The organism is Roseococcus sp. GW821-FHT12F05 (genome assembly GCF_058806835.1).
Genome location: NZ_JBXAQB010000007.1, coordinates 256,817 through 278,570, shown reverse-complemented (window position 1 = coordinate 278,570; position 21,754 = coordinate 256,817). Strand labels below are relative to the sequence as shown.

General features: G+C 70.7%; 21 protein-coding genes. 20 read left to right on the top strand and 1 reads right to left on the bottom strand.

Translation table 11 applies throughout. The features are described 5' to 3' along the window. The first annotated feature begins 4 nt into the window (after positions 1-4). From AC1ROY_RS19240 to AC1ROY_RS19200, 9 genes are all read left to right on the top strand, one after another. The gene (locus tag AC1ROY_RS19240) at positions 5-1,333 is read left to right on the top strand and encodes a S49 family peptidase (protein WP_493150478.1); all 1,329 of its coding nucleotides are present in this window, start codon (positions 5-7) and stop codon (positions 1,331-1,333) included. 37 nt (positions 1,334-1,370) lie between these two features. Beyond that, positions 1,371-2,030 carry a head decoration protein gene (locus AC1ROY_RS19235; protein ID WP_493150477.1) on the top strand — a complete coding sequence of 220 codons (660 nt, stop codon included), beginning with the start codon at positions 1,371-1,373 and terminating at the stop codon, positions 2,028-2,030. A gap of 71 nt (positions 2,031-2,101) precedes the next feature. Further along, complete coding sequence (locus AC1ROY_RS19230; RefSeq protein ID WP_493150476.1) at positions 2,102-3,121, top strand: major capsid protein; 1,020 nt, start codon at positions 2,102-2,104, stop codon at positions 3,119-3,121. 61 nt (positions 3,122-3,182) lie between these two features. After that, positions 3,183-3,533 carry a head-tail joining protein gene (locus AC1ROY_RS19225; RefSeq protein ID WP_493150475.1) on the top strand — a complete coding sequence of 117 codons (351 nt, stop codon included), beginning with the start codon at positions 3,183-3,185 and terminating at the stop codon, positions 3,531-3,533. 1 nt (position 3,534) lies between these two features. After that, a complete protein-coding gene (locus tag AC1ROY_RS19220; protein WP_493150474.1) occupies positions 3,535-3,993 on the top strand; it encodes a hypothetical protein in 459 nt (152 codons plus the stop codon). Positions 3,994-4,005: 12 nt separating this feature from the next. Further along, positions 4,006-5,175, top strand: a complete 1,170-nt coding sequence (locus AC1ROY_RS19215; protein ID WP_493150473.1) for a phage tail tube protein — start codon at positions 4,006-4,008, stop codon at positions 5,173-5,175. A 10-nt stretch (positions 5,176-5,185) separates the two neighbouring features. Next, complete coding sequence (locus tag AC1ROY_RS19210; protein ID WP_493150472.1) at positions 5,186-5,431, top strand: hypothetical protein; 246 nt, start codon at positions 5,186-5,188, stop codon at positions 5,429-5,431. A 1-nt stretch (position 5,432) separates the two neighbouring features. Then, positions 5,433-6,053 carry a hypothetical protein gene (locus AC1ROY_RS19205; RefSeq protein ID WP_493150471.1) on the top strand — a complete coding sequence of 207 codons (621 nt, stop codon included), beginning with the start codon at positions 5,433-5,435 and terminating at the stop codon, positions 6,051-6,053. Positions 6,054-6,136: 83 nt separating this feature from the next. After that, entirely contained in the window at positions 6,137-6,295 is a 159-nt protein-coding gene (locus AC1ROY_RS19200; protein WP_493150470.1) for a hypothetical protein, read from the top strand. Between the two features lie 51 nt (positions 6,296-6,346). On the opposite strand, the gene AC1ROY_RS19195 is transcribed toward AC1ROY_RS19200, so the two are convergent. Next, complete coding sequence (locus AC1ROY_RS19195; RefSeq protein ID WP_493150469.1) at positions 6,347-6,913, bottom strand: hypothetical protein; 567 nt, start codon at positions 6,911-6,913, stop codon at positions 6,347-6,349. Positions 6,914-6,977: 64 nt separating this feature from the next. Here AC1ROY_RS19195 and AC1ROY_RS19190 point away from each other — a divergent pair, with 64 nt between their 5' ends. From AC1ROY_RS19190 to AC1ROY_RS19140, 11 genes are all read left to right on the top strand, one after another. After that, positions 6,978-7,694, top strand: coding sequence for a DUF6441 family protein (locus AC1ROY_RS19190; RefSeq protein ID WP_493150468.1), 717 nt, complete (start codon positions 6,978-6,980; stop codon positions 7,692-7,694). Next, positions 7,691-11,356 carry an AAA family ATPase gene (locus AC1ROY_RS19185; protein WP_493150467.1) on the top strand — a complete coding sequence of 1,222 codons (3,666 nt, stop codon included), beginning with the start codon at positions 7,691-7,693 and terminating at the stop codon, positions 11,354-11,356. The genes AC1ROY_RS19190 and AC1ROY_RS19185 overlap by 4 nt, the downstream gene beginning before the upstream one ends. Further along, positions 11,353-13,029 (top strand): hypothetical protein, encoded by a 1,677-nt coding sequence (locus AC1ROY_RS19180; RefSeq protein WP_493150466.1) that lies wholly within the window; start codon positions 11,353-11,355, stop codon positions 13,027-13,029. The genes AC1ROY_RS19185 and AC1ROY_RS19180 overlap by 4 nt, the downstream gene beginning before the upstream one ends. Beyond that, positions 13,029-13,850: a hypothetical protein gene (locus tag AC1ROY_RS19175; protein ID WP_493150465.1), complete on the top strand. Its 822-nt coding sequence runs from the start codon at positions 13,029-13,031 to the stop codon at positions 13,848-13,850. The genes AC1ROY_RS19180 and AC1ROY_RS19175 overlap by 1 nt, the downstream gene beginning before the upstream one ends. 9 nt (positions 13,851-13,859) lie before the next feature. Next, positions 13,860-14,906, top strand: a complete 1,047-nt coding sequence (locus AC1ROY_RS19170; RefSeq protein ID WP_493150464.1) for a hypothetical protein — start codon at positions 13,860-13,862, stop codon at positions 14,904-14,906. Between the two features lie 73 nt (positions 14,907-14,979). Next, positions 14,980-15,363: a hypothetical protein gene (locus tag AC1ROY_RS19165; RefSeq protein WP_493150463.1), complete on the top strand. Its 384-nt coding sequence runs from the start codon at positions 14,980-14,982 to the stop codon at positions 15,361-15,363. Beyond that, complete coding sequence (locus AC1ROY_RS19160) at positions 15,356-17,464, top strand: hypothetical protein (RefSeq protein WP_493150462.1); 2,109 nt, start codon at positions 15,356-15,358, stop codon at positions 17,462-17,464. The genes AC1ROY_RS19165 and AC1ROY_RS19160 overlap by 8 nt, the downstream gene beginning before the upstream one ends. 12 nt (positions 17,465-17,476) lie before the next feature. Beyond that, positions 17,477-18,298: a hypothetical protein gene (locus AC1ROY_RS19155; RefSeq protein ID WP_493150461.1), complete on the top strand. Its 822-nt coding sequence runs from the start codon at positions 17,477-17,479 to the stop codon at positions 18,296-18,298. Between the two features lie 14 nt (positions 18,299-18,312). Then, positions 18,313-18,480 carry a hypothetical protein gene (locus AC1ROY_RS19150; protein WP_493150460.1) on the top strand — a complete coding sequence of 56 codons (168 nt, stop codon included), beginning with the start codon at positions 18,313-18,315 and terminating at the stop codon, positions 18,478-18,480. A gap of 6 nt (positions 18,481-18,486) precedes the next feature. Beyond that, positions 18,487-20,937, top strand: coding sequence for a hypothetical protein (locus AC1ROY_RS19145; RefSeq protein ID WP_493150459.1), 2,451 nt, complete (start codon positions 18,487-18,489; stop codon positions 20,935-20,937). Beyond that, the gene (locus AC1ROY_RS19140; RefSeq protein ID WP_493150458.1) at positions 20,934-21,692 is read left to right on the top strand and encodes a hypothetical protein; all 759 of its coding nucleotides are present in this window, start codon (positions 20,934-20,936) and stop codon (positions 21,690-21,692) included. Before AC1ROY_RS19145 ends, AC1ROY_RS19140 begins: the two co-directional genes overlap by 4 nt. The last annotated feature ends 62 nt before the right edge of the window (positions 21,693-21,754 follow it).

Below are 21,754 nucleotides of genomic sequence, written 5' to 3'. Positions count from 1 at the left end.
CGCCATGTCCACATCGCTGGTGCACGTCGCCGACCGGCTCTATGGCCGGCCGCTGCTGATCCATCCCCAGAAGGCGGAGATCGTCGCCGCCGTCCTGGGCGAGCGGATGGGCGGCAAGCTCACGATCGACGTGCCGGCCGAGGCGCTCGCGGGCGGGCGCATCGATGCGGATCGCTTCACCGGATCCCGCACCGCGCCCGACCGCGACTTCTCGCTGTTCCGCCAGGAGAAGGGCGTCGCGATGGTCTCGGTCACCGGCTCGCTGGTGAATCGCGGCGCCTGGCTGGACGCGAGCTCGGGCCTGACCAGCTACGAGGGGATCGGCGCGCAGATCCGCGCCGCCGGCGCCGACCCCAAGATCCACACGCTGCTGCTCGATATCGACAGCGGCGGCGGCGAGGCCACCGGCATGTTCGCGCTCGCGGCCTCCATCCGGAAGGTCGCGGCCAGCAAGCGCGTCGTCGCCGTGGTAAACGACGTCGCGGCCAGCGCGGCCTTCGGCATCGCGAGTGCGGCGCAGGAGATCGTCGTCTCGCCCACCAGCATCGTCGGCTCCATCGGCGTCGTGATGCTGCACCTCGACCGCTCGGCCGAGATGGCCCAGCGCGGCATCCGCGCCACGCTGATCCACGCCGGCGCGCACAAGGTGGACGGCCACCCCTTCGGCCCGCTCTCCGCCGAGGTCGCGGCCGACCTGCAGCGCGACGTCATGACCTTCTACGACCGCTTCCTCGAGACGGTCGCCGAGGGCCGCGGCGCCCGCCTGACCGCCGCGCAGGCCCGCGCCACCGAGGCCCGCACCTTCATCGGCGCCGAGGCCGTGAAGCTCGGCCTCGCCGACCGCATGGGCAGCTTCGACGAGACGCTCGCCCGCCTGTCTTCCACCACCACCCGCAACCCCCGGCCCGGCGCGACCAGGCCCAGCACAGGAGCACGGACCACCATGGACGAGGACACGATCACCCGCGCGGAGCACGAGAAGGCCCTGACCGCCGCGGAGCAGAAGGGCTTCGCCGCCGGCCAGGCCGCGGGCGAGAAGGCAGGCCATGCCGCCGGCGTCGCCGCCGAGCGCGACCGGACCAGGTCCATCCTCACCCTCGAGGAGACGAAGGGCCGCGAGCCGCAGGCCCACGCGCTGATCGGCGCTGGCATCGAGGCCGCGGCCGCGAAGGACATCCTCGCCGCCGCGCCCAAGGGCAGCAGCCTGCGCGAGCGCATGGAGGCCGACACGACCGGCAACATCGGCCCCGGCCCCGGCCAGCCCCCGAAGAAGGACGCCGCCGCGTCCTGGGACAAGCACATCGAGCGCCAGAACGCCCGCGTGGGCGGCTGATCCACGCCTTTCCGCAACACCAGCACAGGAGGGCCAGATGGTCACCTTCACCGAGGGCCGCCACGCGGCCGAGTTCCTGCTGTCCGAGGGCGCGGGGGCCATCTCCCGCGACAACATCACCATCGGCGCCAGCCAGACGGTCGTGCCCGGCACCGTGCTCGGCCGCTACGGCGTGGTGGCCAACATGGCCGCCGCGGTCACCGCCAGCCCGGGCGGCGGCAAGGGTGACCTGACGCTCGCCGATCCCGCGCTGTCCGCCGCGGCCAAGCTCGGCACCTACCAGGTGGTCTGCACCGAGCCCGCCTCCAACGCCGGCACCTTCGAGGTGCGCGACCCCGAGGGGAACGTGGTCGGCGTCGCGACCGTGGCCGTCGCCTTCACCGGCGAGATCAAGTTCACCATCGCCGACGCCACCGACTTCGTGGTGGGCGACCGCTTCCTGGTCACCGTCACCGGCGGCGAGAGCGCCTACCTCTGGGGCGCCTACGACCCCGCCGGCGCGAACGGCCTCGCGGTGCCGCGCGCCATCGCGCTCTACGGCGCGACGACCGGCGCGGGCGAGTCCGCGCGGATCTCCGCGATCACCCGGCAGGCCGAGGTGAACGGCAAGATCCTCGGCTGGGACACCGACACGACGGACGCCCAGAAGGCCGCCGGCATCCTCGCCCTCGCCTCCCGCGGCATCATCGTCCGCTGACCGGCGGGCGACCTCCCTTCCACCCATAGGGCGCCGCGCAGCGCCGCCCGCTTTCACGGAGAACCGGTCCCATGCTGGACGTCTTCAAGAGCGACGCTTTCGGGGTTGTCCCGCTGACGGACGCCATCAACAAGCTGAAGTACGTGCCCAGCCGCATCGGCAAGATGGGGCTGTTCCAGGGCGGCAGCGTCGCCACCACGACCATCGCGATCGAGGAGAAGGGCGGCATCCTGGTGCTGATCGCGCCGACGCCGCGCGGTGGGCCCGGCGTCACGATCGACAAGGGCAAGCGCACGGTCCGATCGTTGGCGATCCCGCACTTCCAGATCGACGACGCCATCATGGCCGACGAAGTCCAGGGCGTGCGCGCCTTCGGCTCGGAGACCGAGGTGGAGACGGTGCAGGGCAAGGTGATCGAGCGCCTGGCGATCCACGACCAGTCGCTGGAGGCGACCGAGGAGTACAGCCGCGCCGGCGCGATCAAGGGCATCGTCACCTATGCGGACGCCTCGACGCTGAACCTCTTCACGGAGTTCGGAGTCAGCGCGGAGACCGAGATCGACTTCGATCTCGACAATGCCGATCCGGTCGACGGCGCGCTCCGCGCGAAGTGCACCGGCGTCATCCGTCAGGAGTCCGGCATCCTGGAAGGCTCGCCCTTCACGGGCCTGCACGCCTTCTGCGGCGACAACTTCTTCGACGACCTGCTGAAGCATCCGGAGGTCCGCGAGACCTACAAGGGCTGGAACGAGGCGCAGATCCTGCGCGAAGCGTATATCGGGCCGAACCGCGACAGCTACGGCATCTTCGAGTTCGGCGGCATCGTCTGGGAGAACTACCGCGGCGGCGTCGGCGCCACCGCCTTCGTCCACACCGACAAGTGCCACATCTTCCCGCTCGGCGCACCCGGCCTGTTCCGTCAGGTGTACGGCCCCGCCGACTATGTCGAGACCGTCAACACCCTCGGACAGCGTCGCTACGCGAAGCAGATGATCATGCGCAACGACAAGGGCGTGGAGCTCGAGGTGCAGACCAACCCCATCCACTACTGCACCCGCCCGAAGGTGCTGATCCAGGGCCGGCGCACCTGATCCGCTGCTGATCCCGCCGGCGGCCTGTGGCTGCCGGCCACCCCATGCATGAGGGCTGCCCATGAACGCCTTCGAGCAGATGGCCGCGGATCTGCATGCGGACCCGAACCTGTCGACGCTGGTGGATTTCCACCCGGTCAACAGCCCCATCGTCCCGGGCATCCGCGTGATCTTCTCGCAGCCCGTCGAGCCCCTGGACACCGGCCGCGGCAACGGCGTCAGGACCCGGCGCGCGCAGGCCAGCATCCCGGTCGCGGTGCTGGCCTTTAAGCCGGCCCGCGGCGACATCATCAAGATTCGCGACGGCCTCATGCTCGACCGCGACCAGCTCTCCGTCGACGGCGCCGATCTCGACGACGAGCGGACGAGCTGGATCGTCGACTGCTCGGCGTCGGCCATCCCGAGGATCTGACATGCCCACCACCGTCTGGGACGCCGCGATGGACGCGGTGGCCGCCCGCCTGCGCGCCGCCATCCCGGACATCCCGCTCGACGTCGACCGCCGCTCCGACGTGAACGAGGAGGAGCGGCCGCGCCTGGTCCTCAACCAGGGCAGCACGCCCGCCCCGGACCTCGAGATGGACCCCGGCGCCGAGCACCATGCGATCGAGCTCGTCGTCTCCGGCTACGCGACCTCCGGCCTCCGCGGCGGCGACACGGCCGCGCGCATCGCCATCAACGCCCTGCGGGCCCGCGTGCATGGCGCGCTGAACGGCCTGACCAACGGCACCTGGCTGTCCGACGTGCTGGCCGCCGGCGGCGAGGGCGCGCGGCTCTACGACGTGGGCGACAGCGCCCTGCCGGCGGGCGACTTCACGCAGCCCTTCACGGTGCGGTGCGTCACCGCGTCCGGCCACCCCTACATCGATTGACAGGAGAGCCCCATGGCTGGCGATCACACCCGCAAGCGCTTCTCGGCCTTCGCCTTCAAGGTGGAGACGACGCCCGGCACGGACGCCATCGCGGGCTCGCCCGCGCTGGCCGACTTCGTGCTCGGCAGCGGCAGCTTCACCTACAACCCGCAGATGATCCAGGACCCGAGCTTCACGGGATCGCTGGACACGGCCCCCGGCATGGTCGGCGCCTTCCAACCGCAGATCACGATCAACGTGCCCCTGCGCGGCTCGGGCGCCGCCGGGACGCCGCCCGCCTTCGGCAAGCTGCTGAAGGCCTGCGGCATGGAGGAGGTCGTGGACGCCGTGGGCGTCGCGGCCGCCGCCGCCACCGCCGGCAGCACGAGCTCCGCCACGCTCGGCACGGGCTACGGCACCACCGCCCAGGCCTATCGCGGCCTGCCCGCCATCCTCGCCGTGAACCCGGCGGACGGCGCCATCTCGCCGATCATGAACTACACGACGGGCAAGGTGGCGCTCTTCGGCGAGACCTTCGGCGCGACGCTCGACACCAGCACCACCGTGGCGATCCCGCCCAACGTGCTGTACCGGCCCATCGACGACGAGGCCTCCATGAAGTGGGGCACGCTCTACGCCTACGAGGATGGGCTGGTCTACAAGTTCACAGGCCTCCTCGGCGACGTGCGGCTGGACCTGACCTCCGGCAACTCCGGCATGCTGGCCTTCACCTTCCGCGGCAAGTTCATCGGCGTCGCCACGGCCTCGCTGCCCACGGCGCTGACCCTCGGCACGGCCGTCTCCCTGCCCGTCTGGGTCAACGGCCGCGCCCGCCTGGGCGGCGACCTCATGCGCTGCCGCACCGCGAGCTTCGCGCTCGGCAACCAGGTGGTCATGCCGGACAATCCGGAATCCGCCGACGGCTTCGACCCCGGCGTGATCCTGAGCCGCAGCGTCGTCACGACGCTCGACCCCTCGGTGGACACGACGAAGCAGGTCGCCCTGATCGCCGACTTCAAGGCCGGCACGACGAAGAGCCTCTTCGCGATCATCGGCGCCGCGGCGGGCAACCGCTTCTCCATCGCGCAGCCCGCCATCCGCCAGATGGGCGGCGACCCCGGCGACCGCGGCGGCCTCGGCATCAATCAGATCCGCGCCGAGGCGAACCTCGCCGGCGCGCCGCTCTTCCTCTGCGCCTTCTAGGAGCCGCCCCATGACGACGAAGAAAGTCACCCTGGAATGGGTCAACCGCGCCCGCCTGCGCCTGCGCCTGGTCGGCGGGATGCGGTCCCTGCACGACGCGAAGGGCGTGATCCCGCCCGAGCGCTACGCCGTGCTCGAGGAACTCGGCGAGATTGCGCTGCTCGCCGATCCGGCCGGCGAGGTCACGGCGGAGGTGGATGACGCGCCGGCGCGACCGGCACGGCCGCCGGCGCCGGCTCCGAAGGAGGAGGTGTGACATGGACGCCCCGGTCACCTCCACCCGCGACGTCGAGCGCTTCACGCCTGTCCTGGGCAAGGACGCCGAGGGCGAGGACATCCTCAGCCCGCGCACCTATCTCCTCGCCCCGCTCTCCTGGCGCGAGCGCATCGCCTACCGCGCCGAGCTCTCACGCGAGGCGGGCACCTGGCCGACCGACGAGGTGGCCCTGGCCGCCCTCCGCGAGGCCGTGCGCGCGTCCGGCGCCAGCAACACCGAGGCGCTGCTGGAGGCGATGGACCTCGCCGCCGCCGAGCCCGGGAACCCTGCGGCGCAGGTGGCGCTGAAGGCCGTGCAGGCGCATCTCGCCTCGGCGCCGGCCTATGCGGCCCTGATGGCCCAGCGGCAGCAGCACCTCGAGGCGATGCCCTGGGTGGCCGCCCGGCACTGCCTCCGCGGCTGGGAGGGGCCGGGCCTGCCCGAGTTTCGGCAGGTGCGCGGCCTCGTGCCCTACGATCTCCTGGAGCAGCTTCCGGGCGAGGAGCTCACCGCTCTCGGCTACCGCGCGAATGCGCTGACCCGCATGGACCGGCGTGCGGAGGGAAACTCGCCATCGGCCTCGCCCTCGCCCGCGACCCAGGGGCCTGCCGTGGTGCACTAGGGCCGGACGAGAAGTGGTTCCTCGCGGGCCAGGAGTGGGACGAGAACCCGCGGGAGCGCATCACGCCGGAATGGGAGGACTTCGTGGCTCTCTGGTACGTCTGCCGCGACCCGAACGGCGGCTTCCGCTACTGGCCGGACGCCGGCGGCACGGCGGAGCAGGCCGCCTGGACGATGGAGGCTTTCACCTACCTGTTGGGGGTGGAGGCGCGGCTGAAGAAGCTGGAGGGCGGGGAGGGTTAGCCCCGCTTCGCGATGTCAGCTTCAAACAGCCTTGCGCAGGCGCCTCCCCCATCACTGCGCTCCAATCCACGCCCGGTCCCGCGAGAAGCCCAGCAAGCAGGACCGATACGCGGTGCCCTCGTAGGGTTGCTGCATACCGAGGGCCTGCCGGGCGACGCTCTCGATCGGCGGGACGCCGATGGTGCCGACCTCGCCGGCCAGGCTGCGGCAGTAGGCTTCGTCCGCGGCACGTTGGCGCTGACGGGCTTCTTCAAGATATGCGGCCCGACGTTCCTGGGATTGGGTGACAGTGTCGCGCCCCCAGACCGAGAGCAGCCGACTACGTTCGGCCGCGGCGAGGTTTTCTCTGCGGGATAGATGAGGCCTCGGCCTCCAGTTCGGGGAAGGCGGTGGTGCTAACCCGTCCGCAACATTGCTCGCGGCATACCGCCTGGCCGACTCCAGCGAATCTGCGCCGCCTCTGATCTCGGCCAGCATGGCCGCGTCCCGCCGCTCCAGTTCCGTCATCGGCGCCACAGTGGCGGTGGCCGGCACGACCTGCTGCGGCGCCACTTGCGGCGCCTGAGGGGCCGCACACGCGGCCAGGGCCAGCACGGCCAGCACGGCCAGCAGGGTCATTCGCATCGTCTCGTCCCCCGTCTCGGCACCGCCGAGGCGCCCCATCATATCGGAGGTGCAGCCCATGTTCACGGCCAGCGTGAATATCGCCGGGAGCCTGTCCGCCGTGCTGGCGGAGCAGCTGGACGGCGCCGGCGGCGTGAAGGATCGCCTGAAGGGCGCCGTGGGCGCCACGGCGCAGAGCGCGCAGGGAAAGCTGCGCGCGCAGGTGGACGCGGCCGGGCTCGGCATGGGCCTCAACAAGGCCTGGCGGCTGGAGAACTACCCGCCCTCGGGCAAGAAATCCCTGCGCCCCGCTTCGCTCGTCTTCTCGAAGTCCGCGATCCTCCATGAAGCCTTCGCCGAGGGCGGCACGGTCCTGCCCCGCCGGAGCGGCTACCTGGTGATCGCCCTCAAGGCGGCGATCGACATGGGGTTCGGGTCCACCACCGTGAACCGGAAGGGCGGCACCGTCCCGGGCGGCCAGAAGCGCAAGCTCTCCCGTCTGCAGGACGCCGCCGATGCCCTGAAGGCCGACATCGTCAGCGTCGATACCCACCGCCGCATCGCGCGCGGCGCCCGGCGCGCCGAGAAGAAGGCGCGGGCGGAGATCCGGCTGCTGCCCAGCAAGGCCCGCCCTGGCGCCCTGCTGGCCGTCCTGTTCCAGCCGGGCGCCAAGACGGGCACGCCGTTCTTCCTGCTGCTGCGGGTGACCCGGGTGCCCAAGCTCCTGGATCTCGATGCCGTGCGTCAGCAGGCCGAAACCGAGCTTCGCTCCAATGTCGAGGAAGCGCTGGCATGAGCGGCACCCGCGGCGGCGTCGCGCTCGACATCCGCGTCACCGCGGACGGTGCGAAGGAGAAGCTCGAGGAGATCGGCAACGTCGGCGCGGCCGCGCTTCAGCGGGTGGTAGACACGGCGAAGCCCGCTGCCGAGGCGACGGCCCAGGTCTCGGCCGAGGTCGCGAAGATCCCGTCCACGCTCGCGCCCGCGACGGCGGCCACGGGCGCGCTGGTCGAAAAGACCCAGCAGCTCACAGCGGCGCAGCAGGGCAATGTCGTGTCCTTGCAGTCGGTGGTCGCGGCCCGCCAGCAGCACACCGCGGCGGTGCAGGCCGAGGTGACGGCCATGGCGGGACAGGCCACGGCGGCCCAGCGTCTGACGACGGTTGCGGCCGGAGCTGCCGGGCAGATCGGCAATATCGTCAGCATCGGCACCCAGCTGGCGGTCACTGCCAACTCGCTGTCCGGCACGGCGTCCACCGTCGCCGGGCTGATCGCCGGCTGGGGGCCGGCCGGCGCCGCGGCCGCGGCCGCGCTCACCCTGGTGGCCGTGGCGGCCGGCCGGATCGAGAGCGAAGCCGACAAGGCGGAGGCTGCGGCCAAGGCCGCCTTCGACACGATGCGGACCGAAGGGCAGCGCGCGACGGAGGTCATCGACCAGGTGGCTGCCGCATTTGCGGGTGCGGCCCGGAGTGCCGGCCAGCTGGCCGAGGCCCAGCGATCGTCACTGCTGCAAAGCGTGAACACGGAGATGCGCGCGGCCGGTGCCCGGCAGGAATTCCAGATCACCCAGATCGCCCAGCAGGAGCGTCAGCTGGAGATCCTGGAGCGCCAGGCGGCAGCCGACGATCGGCTGAATGAGCAGCTGCGCCGTACGGGGCAGGCGGTGCCCCGCGACCAGTCCACCGACCTCTCCGCGCGCCTTTTCGATGCACGGAACAACCTGGCTGCCCTGCGGCGCGAGGTTGAGGAGACCTACAAGCGCATCGAGGACCTGAACCGGGCCCGGACGGATCTGGAGACCAACCTGCCGACGCCGCCTGACGCGCCGCCGGCTTCGGCGCGAGAGGGTGCGCGGGCCGCCACCGAGCGGCTGACGGATGCTGAGCGCGAGTACCAGCAAATCCTGCGCGAGGCCGAATCCACGATCACGCGCACCATGACGGCAGAGGAGCAGCGCGCGCAGACGGTTGAGCGCCTGACGGTGCTGAAGGATCAGGGCCGGATCAGCGAGGATCAGTACAAAGCGGCGATCGATAGGACTCAGCAAGCCCTCGATGCCGTTACCGGCCAGGAGCAGCGCCGTGCCGCGGAGCGTCAGGCGGATCAGGCGCGCCGCGAGGCCGAGCGCCAGGCCGACCAGATCGAGCGCGCGAACCAGACGGCCACGGACAACATCGTCCGGTACTCGTCGGATCGCTTCGCCGACCTGTTCGACAAGACAAAGGACGGCTGGAAGGGTGTTTGGGAGAGCGTTGAGCGCACGGCCAAAAGCACCGTCGCGCGCATCGCGGCCGAGCTGGTCATCCGGCCGATCATCGCGCCCATCGTCTCTGGGCTCGGCCTGGGTGCGATCAGTGGCCGCAGCGGCACCGATGGAGTTGGCGGCCTCTCCTTCAGCAACCTGTTTGGTGGCGGCGCGGCAGTGGCCAGCACCGCGGGCAGCTGGTCTGCCGCCGGCGACAAGGCGGCCCAGTCCCTGGCGCTGACCGGAGCCGGCCGCTTCGGGAATCTGGGGGCCGCATTCACGACGCCGGGCGCGTTCGCGAACACGGGGATGCCCTGGCTCAACAACGCGTTGAACTACCAGATCATCCCGAGCAATGTCGGATATGCTGGCGGAGACATTGCCAGTGCAGCTTATGATGGGGCTAGCGGCCTCACCGCAGCAAACGCCCTCGGCGCTGGCCTTGGCATCGGCCTGGGCGGACTGAGCCTTTACAACGGCATCCAGCGCGGCGGCATCGGTGGCGCTAGCTCGGCCCTCGGTGGAGCCCTGGGCATGGCGGCCGGCGCCACCTCGCTAGGCGTCGGCGCGGGCTTGATCAGCAGCACGGGCATGGCCGCCTCGCTGCTCACTGGTCCGGCCGCGCCCATCGTCGCCGCCGTTCTGGCGATCGCGGGCGCCCTCCTTCCCGGCCAGAAGCCGTCTGGCAAAGGCCAGGAAACCGCGGTCAACCTGGATTCCGGGCTTAGTTTCTATCGAGGCCTTGGCGGCGACCGATATAGCGCCGGGAACCAGGAGCAGTCCGCCTCTGCCGTCCAGCAGATCGCCAGTCTGGCGAGCCAGCTGGGCGATGCGTTGGGCGGGGTGCGGCTGAACACCTCGGCGGCGGTGGGCGTCACCAGCAGCAGGGGCGACGGGCCGGGTCAGCTTTACCTGCGCGTCGGCGAGCAGCGGAACCAGTTCAGCAACGACGAGGCTGGCGCGAAGTCCCTGGCCGACGAAGCCGCGCGCTTCCTGCTGAACGAGTTCCGGAACGCGGCGACGGGCGACTACAAGGGCATTCTGGACGCGAGCCCGACCGTCGAGAAGCTGCAGGAGAACCTGAGCTTCTACAACGACGTGTGGAAATCGCTCCAGGACGGCACGGATGCCACCAGCGCCTTCGCGCAGTCGCTCAAGTCTGTCCGCGACCAGTACCAGCCGATCATCGACAAGTCGAACGAGCTGTCGCTGGCCACGGACAAGCTGGTCGCCAAGCGCGACGAGGAGATCGCGAAGCTGCAGGGGCAGCGGGACGCGCAGGTGGCCTCGATCACCGGCACCCTGACGGCGCGGGACATCCGCAGCCGGGGCGGGAGTGGGTATGACCAGATCCTCGGCCTGGCCACGGCCGACCGGCTCCGGGGGCTGTCCTCGGAGGCGGACCAGCTGCGCGAGCAGCTCCGGTCCCTCGGCGTATCGAGCGACACCGTGACCGCGACGATGGCGCAGCTGGCCCGCACGCAGGGCCAGGAGTTCTGGCAGAACCGCGCGCAGTCGCTGGCGGAGCTGGACCGCAGCAACGTCACGCGCACCCTGCGCGCCACCGGCCGCGGCAACGAGGCGGACCTGATCGAGTTCGACGCGCAGGCGGCGGCCCAGGTGAAGAGCCTGTCGGACGCGCTGGCGATGCTCGAGCTGGATGCCGGCACGGCGGCCAAGAAGATCGCGGAGACCGAGGCCTCGTTGGCGGCGCAGCGGATCGAGATCGCGCAGCGCGCGGCGGACGAGCTGAGCCGGACGCAGAAGGAGATCGCGGATCAGCAGCGGCAGGGCGCGCAGAGCGTCCTCGACTGGCTGAACGGGCAGGCGCTTGGAGCAGGCAGCAGCCTGTCGCCGATGGAGAGGTTCGCCGAGGCGCAGCGGCAGTTCAGGGGCGCTCTATCGGGCGGCGATGCCTCGTCGATCACCGGCGCGGCGTCCTCGCTGCTCGATATCGGCCGCGACATCTACGGCGGCGCCACCACAGCCTATGCTGGGCTGGAATCGATGACCCGCCAGCAGGTCGGCAACTACGGCCTGCGGGAGGCGCAGAGTGGATTGCAAAAGGCGGTAGAGAGCGGCAGCGCCGCAACGGTCACGGCCTTGTCTCAGGTCGTGGTGGCGCTCCAGCAGGAATTGCGCGCGCAGACGGCGAAGTTCGATCGCCTGGCCGAGGAGCTCCGCCGCGCCAACGACCTGCGGGCCAGCGCATGAGCGGCGCCCTCGCCAGCTTCCCGATGGGGGCCACGCCGGAGGAGGAGCTGATCCTCCCCGCCATCGACCTCGCGCTGGTCAGCGGACCCGTCGTCTCGCGCGCGGTGCTGCTGCTCGAGGCCCAGGCCACCGACGGCGCCTACACCGTGGAGGAGGAGATGGACGTGCTGGCCGATCGCGCCATGGCGGATCCGACATTCGCGATCGCAGGCGGATCCGTCGTGATCCGGCTGTCCGACCGCGACTGGACCTCGGCCCAGGATGACGACCTTCCGAATACGCATTTCGAGGGTCGCCTCGGCGTCGTCCGCATCGACCACAACCTGCCGCTCCGCCCGGACGGCGAGCGCCGTGTTTCGCGTGCGATCGGCGACCTGTCGATCGACAATGCGGATGGCGCCTGGGACGGCCCGGCTCGCGATCTGGCGGTGGATGGGCAGCCCTTCGCGCTCTCCATGCTGGCGCACCCCAGCGTCCCGCATGCGGCCCGCCAGACGCTGTTCCGCGGCGTGGGGCAGGACTGGTCGCCGGACGCCTCCAGCAACCGGCTGAGGCTGCGCGCACGCGACCTGACCTATGTGCTCGATCAGCCCATGCTCGCGCTTTACGGCGGCACGGGCGGCGCCGACGGCGGGCCGGACCTGGCTGGCAAGCCCATCCCGGAGGTCTGGGGGCTTTGCCGTGGCGTCTCCCTCGTGCTGGAGGATGCGGCCCTCCTGATCTACCGCGTGCATGCGCGGGAGGTGCAGGCCATCGTCTCCGTCGAGGTTCGCGGCGCGCCGGTCGCCTCGGGCACGATGCGCGTCAGCCGCGCGGTCCTGGCGGGGACATCGCCGACCGCTGGAGCCTGGGACTGGTCCATAACCTCGGACGGGAGCTGGATCCGGCTGGGCTCCAGCCCGGACGGCACGGTCACCGCCGACGTGCAGGGCGATGCCTCGGCGGGCTACAGCCAGCGCCTCGCCGGCATGATGCGGCGGATCCTCTCCAGGGCCGGCATGCCGGTCGACGCCGGCGCCTTCGATGCGGCCGAAGCCGTCGCCCCGGGCGCGGCCGGCATCGTCCTGGCGGAGCAGATCACCCATGCCGAGGCTCTGACCCGGCTCGCCGCCGGCGGCATCTTCTGGTGGGGCGACGATGGCGGTGGTCTCGTAACCGTGGGGCGGGTCTCTCTCGCCCAAGGCCCGGGCGGGCTCCTGCTGGATGGCACGGTCATCCGTGAGGAGGTGACGCCGATCGAGGCGACATCGATCGCCTGGCGGGTCACGGTCGCATACCGCCGCAACTGGACGCCGCTCTCGGGCACCGACATCGTCTCGTCGCCGACGATCACGGACGCCCGGCGGCTCGAGCTCCAGGAAGCCTCCCGCAAGAGCCCTCCCGTGGCCGAGCCCTCGCGGCGGGCCCGCAACGCGCAGGCGCTGGACCTGACCGTGGATTCGCTCTTCGACGCAGCGAGCGACGCGCAGGGCCTGGGGCTGAACATCCTGTCGCTGATGCGCGCCGGCGTCATGCAATACCGCATGACGGTCGGAATCGAGGGCTATGCCATCCCTCTCGGTGCACAGCTGTGGGTGGTCTGGCCCCGCTACGGCCTGGCCGATGGGCGCAGGGTCCGCGTGGTCGGCCGCGTTCTCCGCGGGGCCAGCGTCGACCTGACGGTGATCGGCTGATGCCCGCCGCGCTCTCCTGGACGAACTGGTGCGACCGCTCCACGGCGGCGCTGGGCGTATCCTCCTTTGTGCCCGGGCAGGGCGCATCGCGCCTCGTCGAGCCGCCCCTGCGCCGCCGTTGGCGGACGGCGCAGGGCATCACGGCCGCGACCTTGCTGGTCGACTTCGGCGCGGCCCGGGAGGTCGGCGTTCTGGCGCTGGCCCAGCCCACGGATGCCGGCGGGTTCGATCAGGACGGCGAGGCGCGGGGCTGGATGCACCCGACCGACACGGTGCACCATCAGCTCGATCTGACGACGCCCGGCGGCAACGGGCTACTCGACACGGGGGATGTGCCCGGCGGCTGGCAGCCCGGTTACGGCACGCACGCCTATCGGTTGGCCGCGCCCGTGACGGCGCGGCACTGGCGGCTCGACCTCAACGCGGCCTCCCTCGCCGGTGATCCAGGCTTCATGGACCTCGGCAGGGCCTGGGCCGGGCCGACCTGGCAGCCGCAGCGCGGGAACTTCTCCTATGGATGGTCAAGCGCCTGGGAGGACCCGAGCGTGGTCCAGCGCAATGACCGCAGCGGGCTCGAGACCGTGGACGAGCTGGAGGCCGCCCAGGTCCTGACCTTCGCCTTCCGATCGCTGACCGCCGCCGACGCGGCGCAGCTGCGGGAGCTGACCCGTGTGGCCGGCCGGCGGGGGCAGGTTCTGTTCTGCCCCTTCGACGACGACCGCTACCCGCCCGTGATCGGCCGCCTGCAGCAGGTGCCGACGATCGCGCAGCCGACCTTCGCGACCTTCGAGGCCGCCTTCCAGCTTCGCCAGACGCTCTGAGGATATCCCATGCTCGCTGATCGCGTCGCCGAAACCTCGACCACCACGGGGACCGGAGCCTACGAGCTCGCCGGCGCCGTCTCGGCCGCCTTCCGGACCTTCGTCACGGGCGGCGGGAACGGCGCGGCCGTGCGCTACATCGCGAGGATGGGCGACCAGTGGGAGATCGTGGAGGGCACGATTGCCGCCGGCTCACCCGATACCGTAACGCGCGCCCTGGTCGACAGCAGCACCGGCTCGCTGATCAACTGGGGCGCCGGCACGAAGACGCTCACCATCATCGATACGGCAGATGCGGCCCGTTTCGGCTCGCAGGGTGCCGTTCCGACCGCGACGGGCACGGCGAACGCCCACGCGGTTTCACATTTGCCGCCGCTGCACCGGCTCGCCGCGGGGATGAGCGGCCGCTACTATGCGGCGTCAGCGAGCACCGGCAACGTCACGCTGGCGATCGACGGCATCTCCGCGCTGCCGCTGCGCCGTGCGGATGGGAGCGAGATCGGCCCTGGCGTGATCAGGGCCGGCGCGCCGGTGCGCTGGTACGCGCACAGTACGACGCAGCTGCGGCTGCAGGAGGATCTGTCGGACTGGTCCGTGTGGTCCCGCCAGAGCGGCGCCGTCGCCGGGTACGAGTTCGAGATCCCGTCCTGGGCTAAGCGAGCGAGGCTCGAATTCGAGGGCGTTGACCCCGCCACATCCGCGCTGATCTACGCCCGTGTCAGCATCGATGGCGGCAGCACCTTTTACTCCGGCGCCTCGGATTATGGTTTCACGCTCAACCACACGACGAGCGGCGGGAACAGCAATAGCGGCGGTACGGCGGCGTATATCCCGCTCACCCCTCCGATCGCGAGCGGCGCGGCATTTGGGCATATGGAGATGGACCCCGACCTCGGGGCCTATATCTCGCATGCCTTCTGCTTGAGCGCGGGGCCTCTCCAGACATCCACGACGGGCGCCGGCAACATCAGCGTGGGCCGCATCACCAACCTGCAGCTCGGCGCCGTTTCCACCACGCTGACCGCCGGCCGCGCGACGCTCCTGGTCCGCCCTTAGGGCGCGCGCCACCCCTGACGCCCCTCTGACCACCCGCGGCACGCCGCACCCCGACATCGCAGGAGCAGATCGCATGGCGCAGCCGCCATACCGCGAGTGGAATCTCGTGCTCGGCGACAACGATCCCGAGACGTGGACGGCGATGGGGACCAACCCGGACACCGGCGCCGAGGAGCCCGTCCCGCTGGACGGCCTGGTCTTCAAGCTGCGCATCGCATGGGCCGGCGGATTGCTGGAATTCACGACCGGCGTCGACGACGAGTTCGCGCTCGGCGACCAGTCCGACCCCGACGCCTGGGGCGACATCATCGCGACCCTGAGCAAGGCGCAGCGCGCGCTGTTGCCGCGCTCCGGCGCCACGCCCGCCCGCTACTCGATCGAGATGATCGAGGCGGGCGTCGAGACGACCTGGGTCTGGGGCGAAATCACGATCTTCGACGGAGCGCCGAATGGCTAGCCGGCCCAAGCCCAAGTTGCAGTTTCCCGCGCCGGGCGAGAGCTACAGCGCTGCCCTTGCGCGGAAATACAGGAATCAGGCGGAGGAATTCGCCGATGCTGCCGGCGCGGCTGGCGCGGCTGCGGGCGGCGCCGCGGGCCTGGCGGCCGTGCAGCCCGTGCTGGCCCAGATGCAGGACATCGCCGCCAACATGGATGATGCCGTCCTCGGCGCGGCGGTGCTGGTCGAGACCTTCAACGACCTGCCCGCACCGGGCGTCGACCGGCTGCTCTACAACGTGCGGCAGCTGAAGCGGGGCTTTCGCTGGTACGACGTGCGTCCCGCCGGCGGCGAGGGAGCGGGAACCGCCGGCTATGTGGACGAAGGGCCGACGCTGCCCGGCCTGGAGGAAGAACTCGACGCGCGCATCCGCAACGCGGACGAGACCAACCACCCCGAGATCGGCTGGGCCGCGCGCTTCGCCGGGAAGAAGGTCGGGGCGTGGGTCGACGACCTGCTGCGGCTCAACTCCTATGCCCTCCGCATCGTGCGGGGCTTCAAGGGCCTGGAGTTCCTGGGCTACCAGCCGCTTGTGGTGACGCCCGGGGTGGGCGGCGGCCGGCCCAAGGTCTGGTCGTTCCTGGACATCTACGGCTGGAACTGCTCCCCGTCCCGGATGCTGGCCGGCCGGATCGCGGCGGCCGCTCCCATGGCTGCCGGCTATGGGCTGGCCAGCATCCCCGTGCGCAGCGACCTCGTGGGCCAGGTCGACGGCCGCTACACCCGCATGGCGGGGCGCATGGACCTCCCGGTCCCCCTCACGGCCATGTCGATCGACGCGCCCATCGCGCTGGGCAGCACCACGCTCGCCCAGAGCAACGGCATGGGCGGCCTCTCAGGGACCGCCGATGCGCCCGCGACGCCCGATCCCGTGGCGCCGCACCATTGCTTCATGCCGTCGGGCGGGCAGTCGGGCGGCCCCATCTTCTCCACGCTTGCGGCCCCCATCGACCCCGCCGGCGTGCGGGACCTGGTTCCCTCGCGCGAGGCGGGCACCGAAAGCCCCGTCTCCAGCCGCCAGCGCTGGCTCTATCAGCGGGACCTGATCGACGGCCGGGTGCCCTACGTGCAGATCGGCGCCGCGCATGGCTATGCCGGGCAGTTCCTCACGGCGCTGGCGAAGGGGACGGTGCCCTACGCCAATGGGCTCATGCTCTGGGACAAGATCGCGATGTTCGCGGCGGCCTACGGGCAGCGGCGCGTCTGGTTTGTCGACTTCGTCGCCCGGCAGGGCGAGGCGGAGCGCAACAGCGTCCAGCCTCCGGCCTGGGCCGCGACCTTCCGGACGGTGCGCGGCGACTACGAGGCCGATATCCGCGCGATCACGAAGCAACCGGAGCCGGTCTGGGCCACGATCTCGCAGCTCTGCGCGACGCCCAGCGGCAGTGTGACCGCCTGGACGGCCCTCGGCCAGGAGACGGTGGTCGTCAACGCCGATGGCCTCTCGCCCCGCTGCACCTTTTCGGCCCCGACCTACCTGCTCCAGGGCGACTACGGGATGGGCGGCGTGCACTACAAGTCGCTCGGCGATGCGCTTCTGAGCGAGTATGAGGCGAAGGCCGCTTACATCATCCGCGAGGCCACGCTTGCGTGCATCGCGCGCGGCCACGACCCGTGGGAGCTGACCAGCCGCGAGGTCCGCACCTGCCTGCGCGTCGACAAGCAGAACCTCTATCGCGTGGGCAACGTCTGGCATGTGCCGCTGCTCCTGCCGGACCGCTGCACCGGCGTGGAGATCAACACGACGCGGCTGCCGGCCGCGACCAATTACGGGTGGCTGCAGGCCTCGGGCACGAAGACGCTCCTGAGCTCCAGCCTCAGCGGTGACCTCGAGGTCGGCTACGAGATCCTGCTGACCTTCGCGTCCTGGGGGCCGGGCGATACCGCCGTCGTGCGCTACGCCTACGAGGCCGACACGGCCGCCGGCGGCGGCGCGGGGACGCCGGAGCGCAGCTCGGCCTGGGGCAATTACCTCGCGACCAACGGCTACGGCACCTCGATCGCGGTGCCGGGCCTGCCGCTCGACGATCACCTGTGCGTCACCGAGCTCTCGCTGAGCTGAAGGGCCAACGTCATGCCGCTCATCGTCGACAATCCGGACTTCGCCGTGCAGGCCGGGCCGGGCGTGCTCGAGCTGATCGACTTCCGCGTCGAGGTCATCAACCCCATGGCCGACATCTGGTTCCCGGATGCGGCCCTGGTGACCAAAGGCGGCGATGACCGCGTCTCGCAGCTGCGGCCCACCAAGGCGGGCGGCACGACGCTGGCGCAGGGCACGCCGGCCCAGCAGTCCCTCTGGCTGGATGCTCAGCTCGGCGGCAAGCCCGCGCTCCGCTTCCGCTCCGATCCCGATGGGGCGCCGGATCGGCTCCTCTACACCTTCCCGGCCAGCGCGTCGCTCGATTGGACCAAGATCATGGTCGCGCGGGCGCCGGCCCTGAACGGCGCCTTTCCGTCCACCTGCTCGCTCTGGAGCACGGACGGCGTCAACGGCCACCGGATGGATTTCATCTGGAACCTCAACGATGGCGAGACCTTCAACTGTCGCGTCGGTGCGGGACTGACCGTCGAGGCGAAGATCGTGGCGCGGCCGATCGACACGTGGTGCGTCCTGGCCTCGTCCTTCGACCATTCCCTGGGCCGTGTCGCGGCCTCGATCAATGGCGGTCCCTGGGTCCTCTCCGCGACCGGCGCCACGGTGGACGAGACAGCCTCCGGCATCGGCGCCCGCCCCTCTCAGGGCAGCGGGGTCGGCGGCAACTTCGACATGGCCTCGGCGGGCGTCGTCCCGTTGGCCATGCATCTCGCCGAGAACGCGCAGCGCTGGTCGGACCTCAAGGAATTGATCCGCAACCGCTTCGCGGCGGACCCGGCCTTCACGAATTCGATCCTCTGAAGCGGAGCCGATCCATGTACCTGATCTACCTGCTGATCGATCCGGACGGCGTTGCGCGCGAGCGCTTCGGTTGGAACGGCGACACCGCGGCGTGGCAGCCCCGTGCGGGCTGGAGCGCGATCCTCGACGACGGCCGCCCCGACGAGGAAATCGTGCCGCTGCCTGCTGAGATCGAGGACTGAGGCGGCATGTCCGACCTCCTCGACCCCAGGATCCAGTTCCCCGCGCCGGGCGAGAGCTGGGCGGCGCAGATGGCGCGGAAGTACAGCAAGCAGACCCAGCTGGATGCCGAGCAGACCGACGGCGACGCCCAGGCCGTGGAGGCCTCGCGCCAGCAGGTGGCGACCAACGCCGCGGCCGTAGCCGAGACGGCTGGCATCGTCGTGCCGCTCGCCGAGGATGTGACGACCAAGGCGGGCCAGGTCGCCGAGGACAAGATCGCCACGGGCGCCTACCGCGACCAGGCCCGCGACGCCGCGGCCAACACCACGGCCAACCTCGACGGCGGCCCGGTCTTCTTCACCGAGCCCGAGCTGCTCGCCTACCAGCCCGCGGACACCAGGCCGGCCACGCTGCAGTACGACGACGGCTCCCGCCTCGCGGGCGTGTACCGGCGCACCGCCGGAGACTGGCCCGCGGTGCGCGAAAGCCGCCTGCTCCGCACGGTCGACGCGGACGTGCAGGCCGTTCCGGCCGCGGTGGTTGCAGGATCGGGCGGCGGCGTGTCGATCCCGGACGAGTACGGCAATGTCGGGCTCCAGGTCAGCGCCGACGGCCAGATGCTTGCGCTGCTCTTCGGCCTGCTCCGTTCGGCCGGCAATGACATCGAGATCGCGCCCCGCGTCGCCGGCGATGCGGTGGTGCTGCCCGGCATGCGGGTCCAGTCCCAGGCGGATGCCATGGGGCCCTACGTGTTCGCCGACAACTATGGCTTCGTCGGCGGCTATGTCGATCCGGCCGGGCCGCTGGTCTTCGGCGGCCTCAAGCTGACCCTCGCGACGGATGGGCGGGGCCAGCTGCTCGACATGGCCGGCGCCACCGTCCTCAAGAGCCTGTCGGGCGGCGGCTTCGTGGCCGCCGGCGCAGAGTGGTTCGAATTCGACCTGCCGGACTTCGCCTTCGGGATCGCGGACCCTTATGGATTCATCGGCGTCGGCACCACGCCGGGGGGCGAGTGGCAATCGAGCGCCGCCTCGGTGCCGGGCTCGGATTTCTCCGCCGCAGAGATCGCCGCGGCGAATGCCCGCGCCCTCGCGCTCTCGGCCGCGGTGGTCAGCCAGGGCAACACGCAGATCCAGCGCATCACCGCGCAGGTCAATCATTTCGCGACGGTGGGCGAGAGCATCGCCGGCGGCGCGCGCGGCTTCCCCGCGATCAGCACCAGCCAGCCCTTCGACAATCTGATGATGGGCGCATCGGTGCGGCCGACGACGGCCGGCGCCTCGGCCTGGACGTCGGTGGGCGGCGCCGGCAACGGCTTCCAGCCGCTGGTCGCAGGCGTGGGGGGCTCAGACGGCGAGCTGCTGGACGCCGCCGAAATCGCGGCACTGGTCCCGGGCATCGGCGAGGGCGTCAGCACCAACACGGGCGAGACGCACATCGAGGGCATGCTCAACGCCCTGCGGCGCCGCTGGCTCGATCACTGGTCGGTCTCGGCCGACCCGGGCCGGAAATTCCTGGGCACGACGGCCTATGTCTCGGGGTCGTCCATCGCGCAGCACCAGAGCGACGCGCCGACCGGCAACGGCCTGAGCGAGGAGGGCCAGTTCTTCAAGCGCGCGAAGAACATGATGCTCGCGGCGCAGGCCCAGGCCGGCGTGGGGAGCCTCAGCTACGCGCTGGCGGCCGTGGTCATGCTGGAGGGGACCAACGACGCCAGCACCGCCTACGAGACCTTCCTCGCGGATCTGACGGCCTATTTCGCGGATCTCGATGCGGAGATCGTCGCCTCCAGCCTGGGGCAGGCGAGGCCGGCCGCGAAGTTCCTCTTCCAGACGCAGGAGGTCAGGGACAGCTCCCTGATCGGCGTGCAGCGCGCGCTCTGGGATTACACGGAGAGCGACCCCAACGCCTACATGGTCGGGCCGGTCTACCACGTCACCAACAAGGACGTGCACGAGGACTGCAACGGCTACCGATGGCTCGGCGAGAAAGCCGCGCAGGTGCTGTTCAAGGTGCTGGTCCTCGGACAGGGCTGGAAGCCGCTGTCGCCGCAGCGGGCGGTGTGGCGGGGCACCACGGCCCTCGTCTCGTTCCACGTGCCCGAGCCGCCCCTCCAGTGGCGCCTGCCCTATGTCAGCAACACCGCGACCGACTATCTGAGCAAGGGGTTCCGCGCCTACGACGACGACGGAGCGGTCAGCATCCTCGATGTCACGATCGAGCTCGACGCCGTCGTCAAGCTGCTGCTCGGCAGGGAGCCGGTGGGCGCGCTGGTCATCGGCTACGCCGAGCAGGGCGGCGGCCTCAACGGGCACGGCAACCTCTTCGACAGCGACGCTTCGGTCGCCTTCAGCCGGTACGTCTACGGCGAGGTCGGCCAGGCCGCGCCGGAGAACATCGCCGCCCTCGTGGACGAGCCCTATCCGCTCAACAACGCCTGCATCCATTTCCGCATCACCGCCGAGGAATCCCCATGAGCACCATCATCCGGGCCAGCTCGGCCGACTTCTCCGCGAATCCCCTGGCCTTTCTGGCGCCGGTCATGAGCGGCCTCGTGGGCTGGTGGTATCTCGGCGGGACCCTCGCCGCTTCGCTGAAGAACCTGGCCCCCAGCGGTAACGCCGCCGCCGTGGTCGGATCCCCGACGATCAATGCCGGCTACGTGCATTTCACGGGCCGGACGCATTATTTCCTGTCCGATGTTCCGGACTCGCTGGACGTCACACTGTTGACCGTCGCGCGATCGTTTGAATCCTTCACGGGATCCGCGGCGGCGCAGCCCTATTTCGTGAGCTGTCAGGGGCCGTCCGCCACCCAGGGCGTCGGCCTCGGCATCATCACCACGCCGTCGGTGGCGCCGGCCGGCAACCTGCGCATCCAGGGCACGCGGCTCAACAGCGGCACGCCCTATACGTCCAATGCTCAGCTCGCGGTCACCGACGCCTCGGCCTTCAAGTTCCTCGCGGGCTCGATGCTGAACAACGGCGGAAACGTCGCGTACAACATGACCGACGGCACGTCCGTCGCGAACGCGGACAGCAATCGCCCGCGGTCGCTCAACTCGTCAGGGACGAAGTTCCACATCGGCGGCAACGGAGTCGGCGGCTCGACCGCGACCTGCGACGAGGCCTTCACGGCCATCTACAACCGGGTGCTCAGCTCGACCGAGATCGCGACGATCTATGCCTTCGTGAAGAAGTTCCTGGCCGACAAGCGCTCGATCACGATCTGACGGAGGATCGCTGCATGACCCGAGCCCGCGATCTCGCCCAGCAGGCGGCCCACATCGGAGTT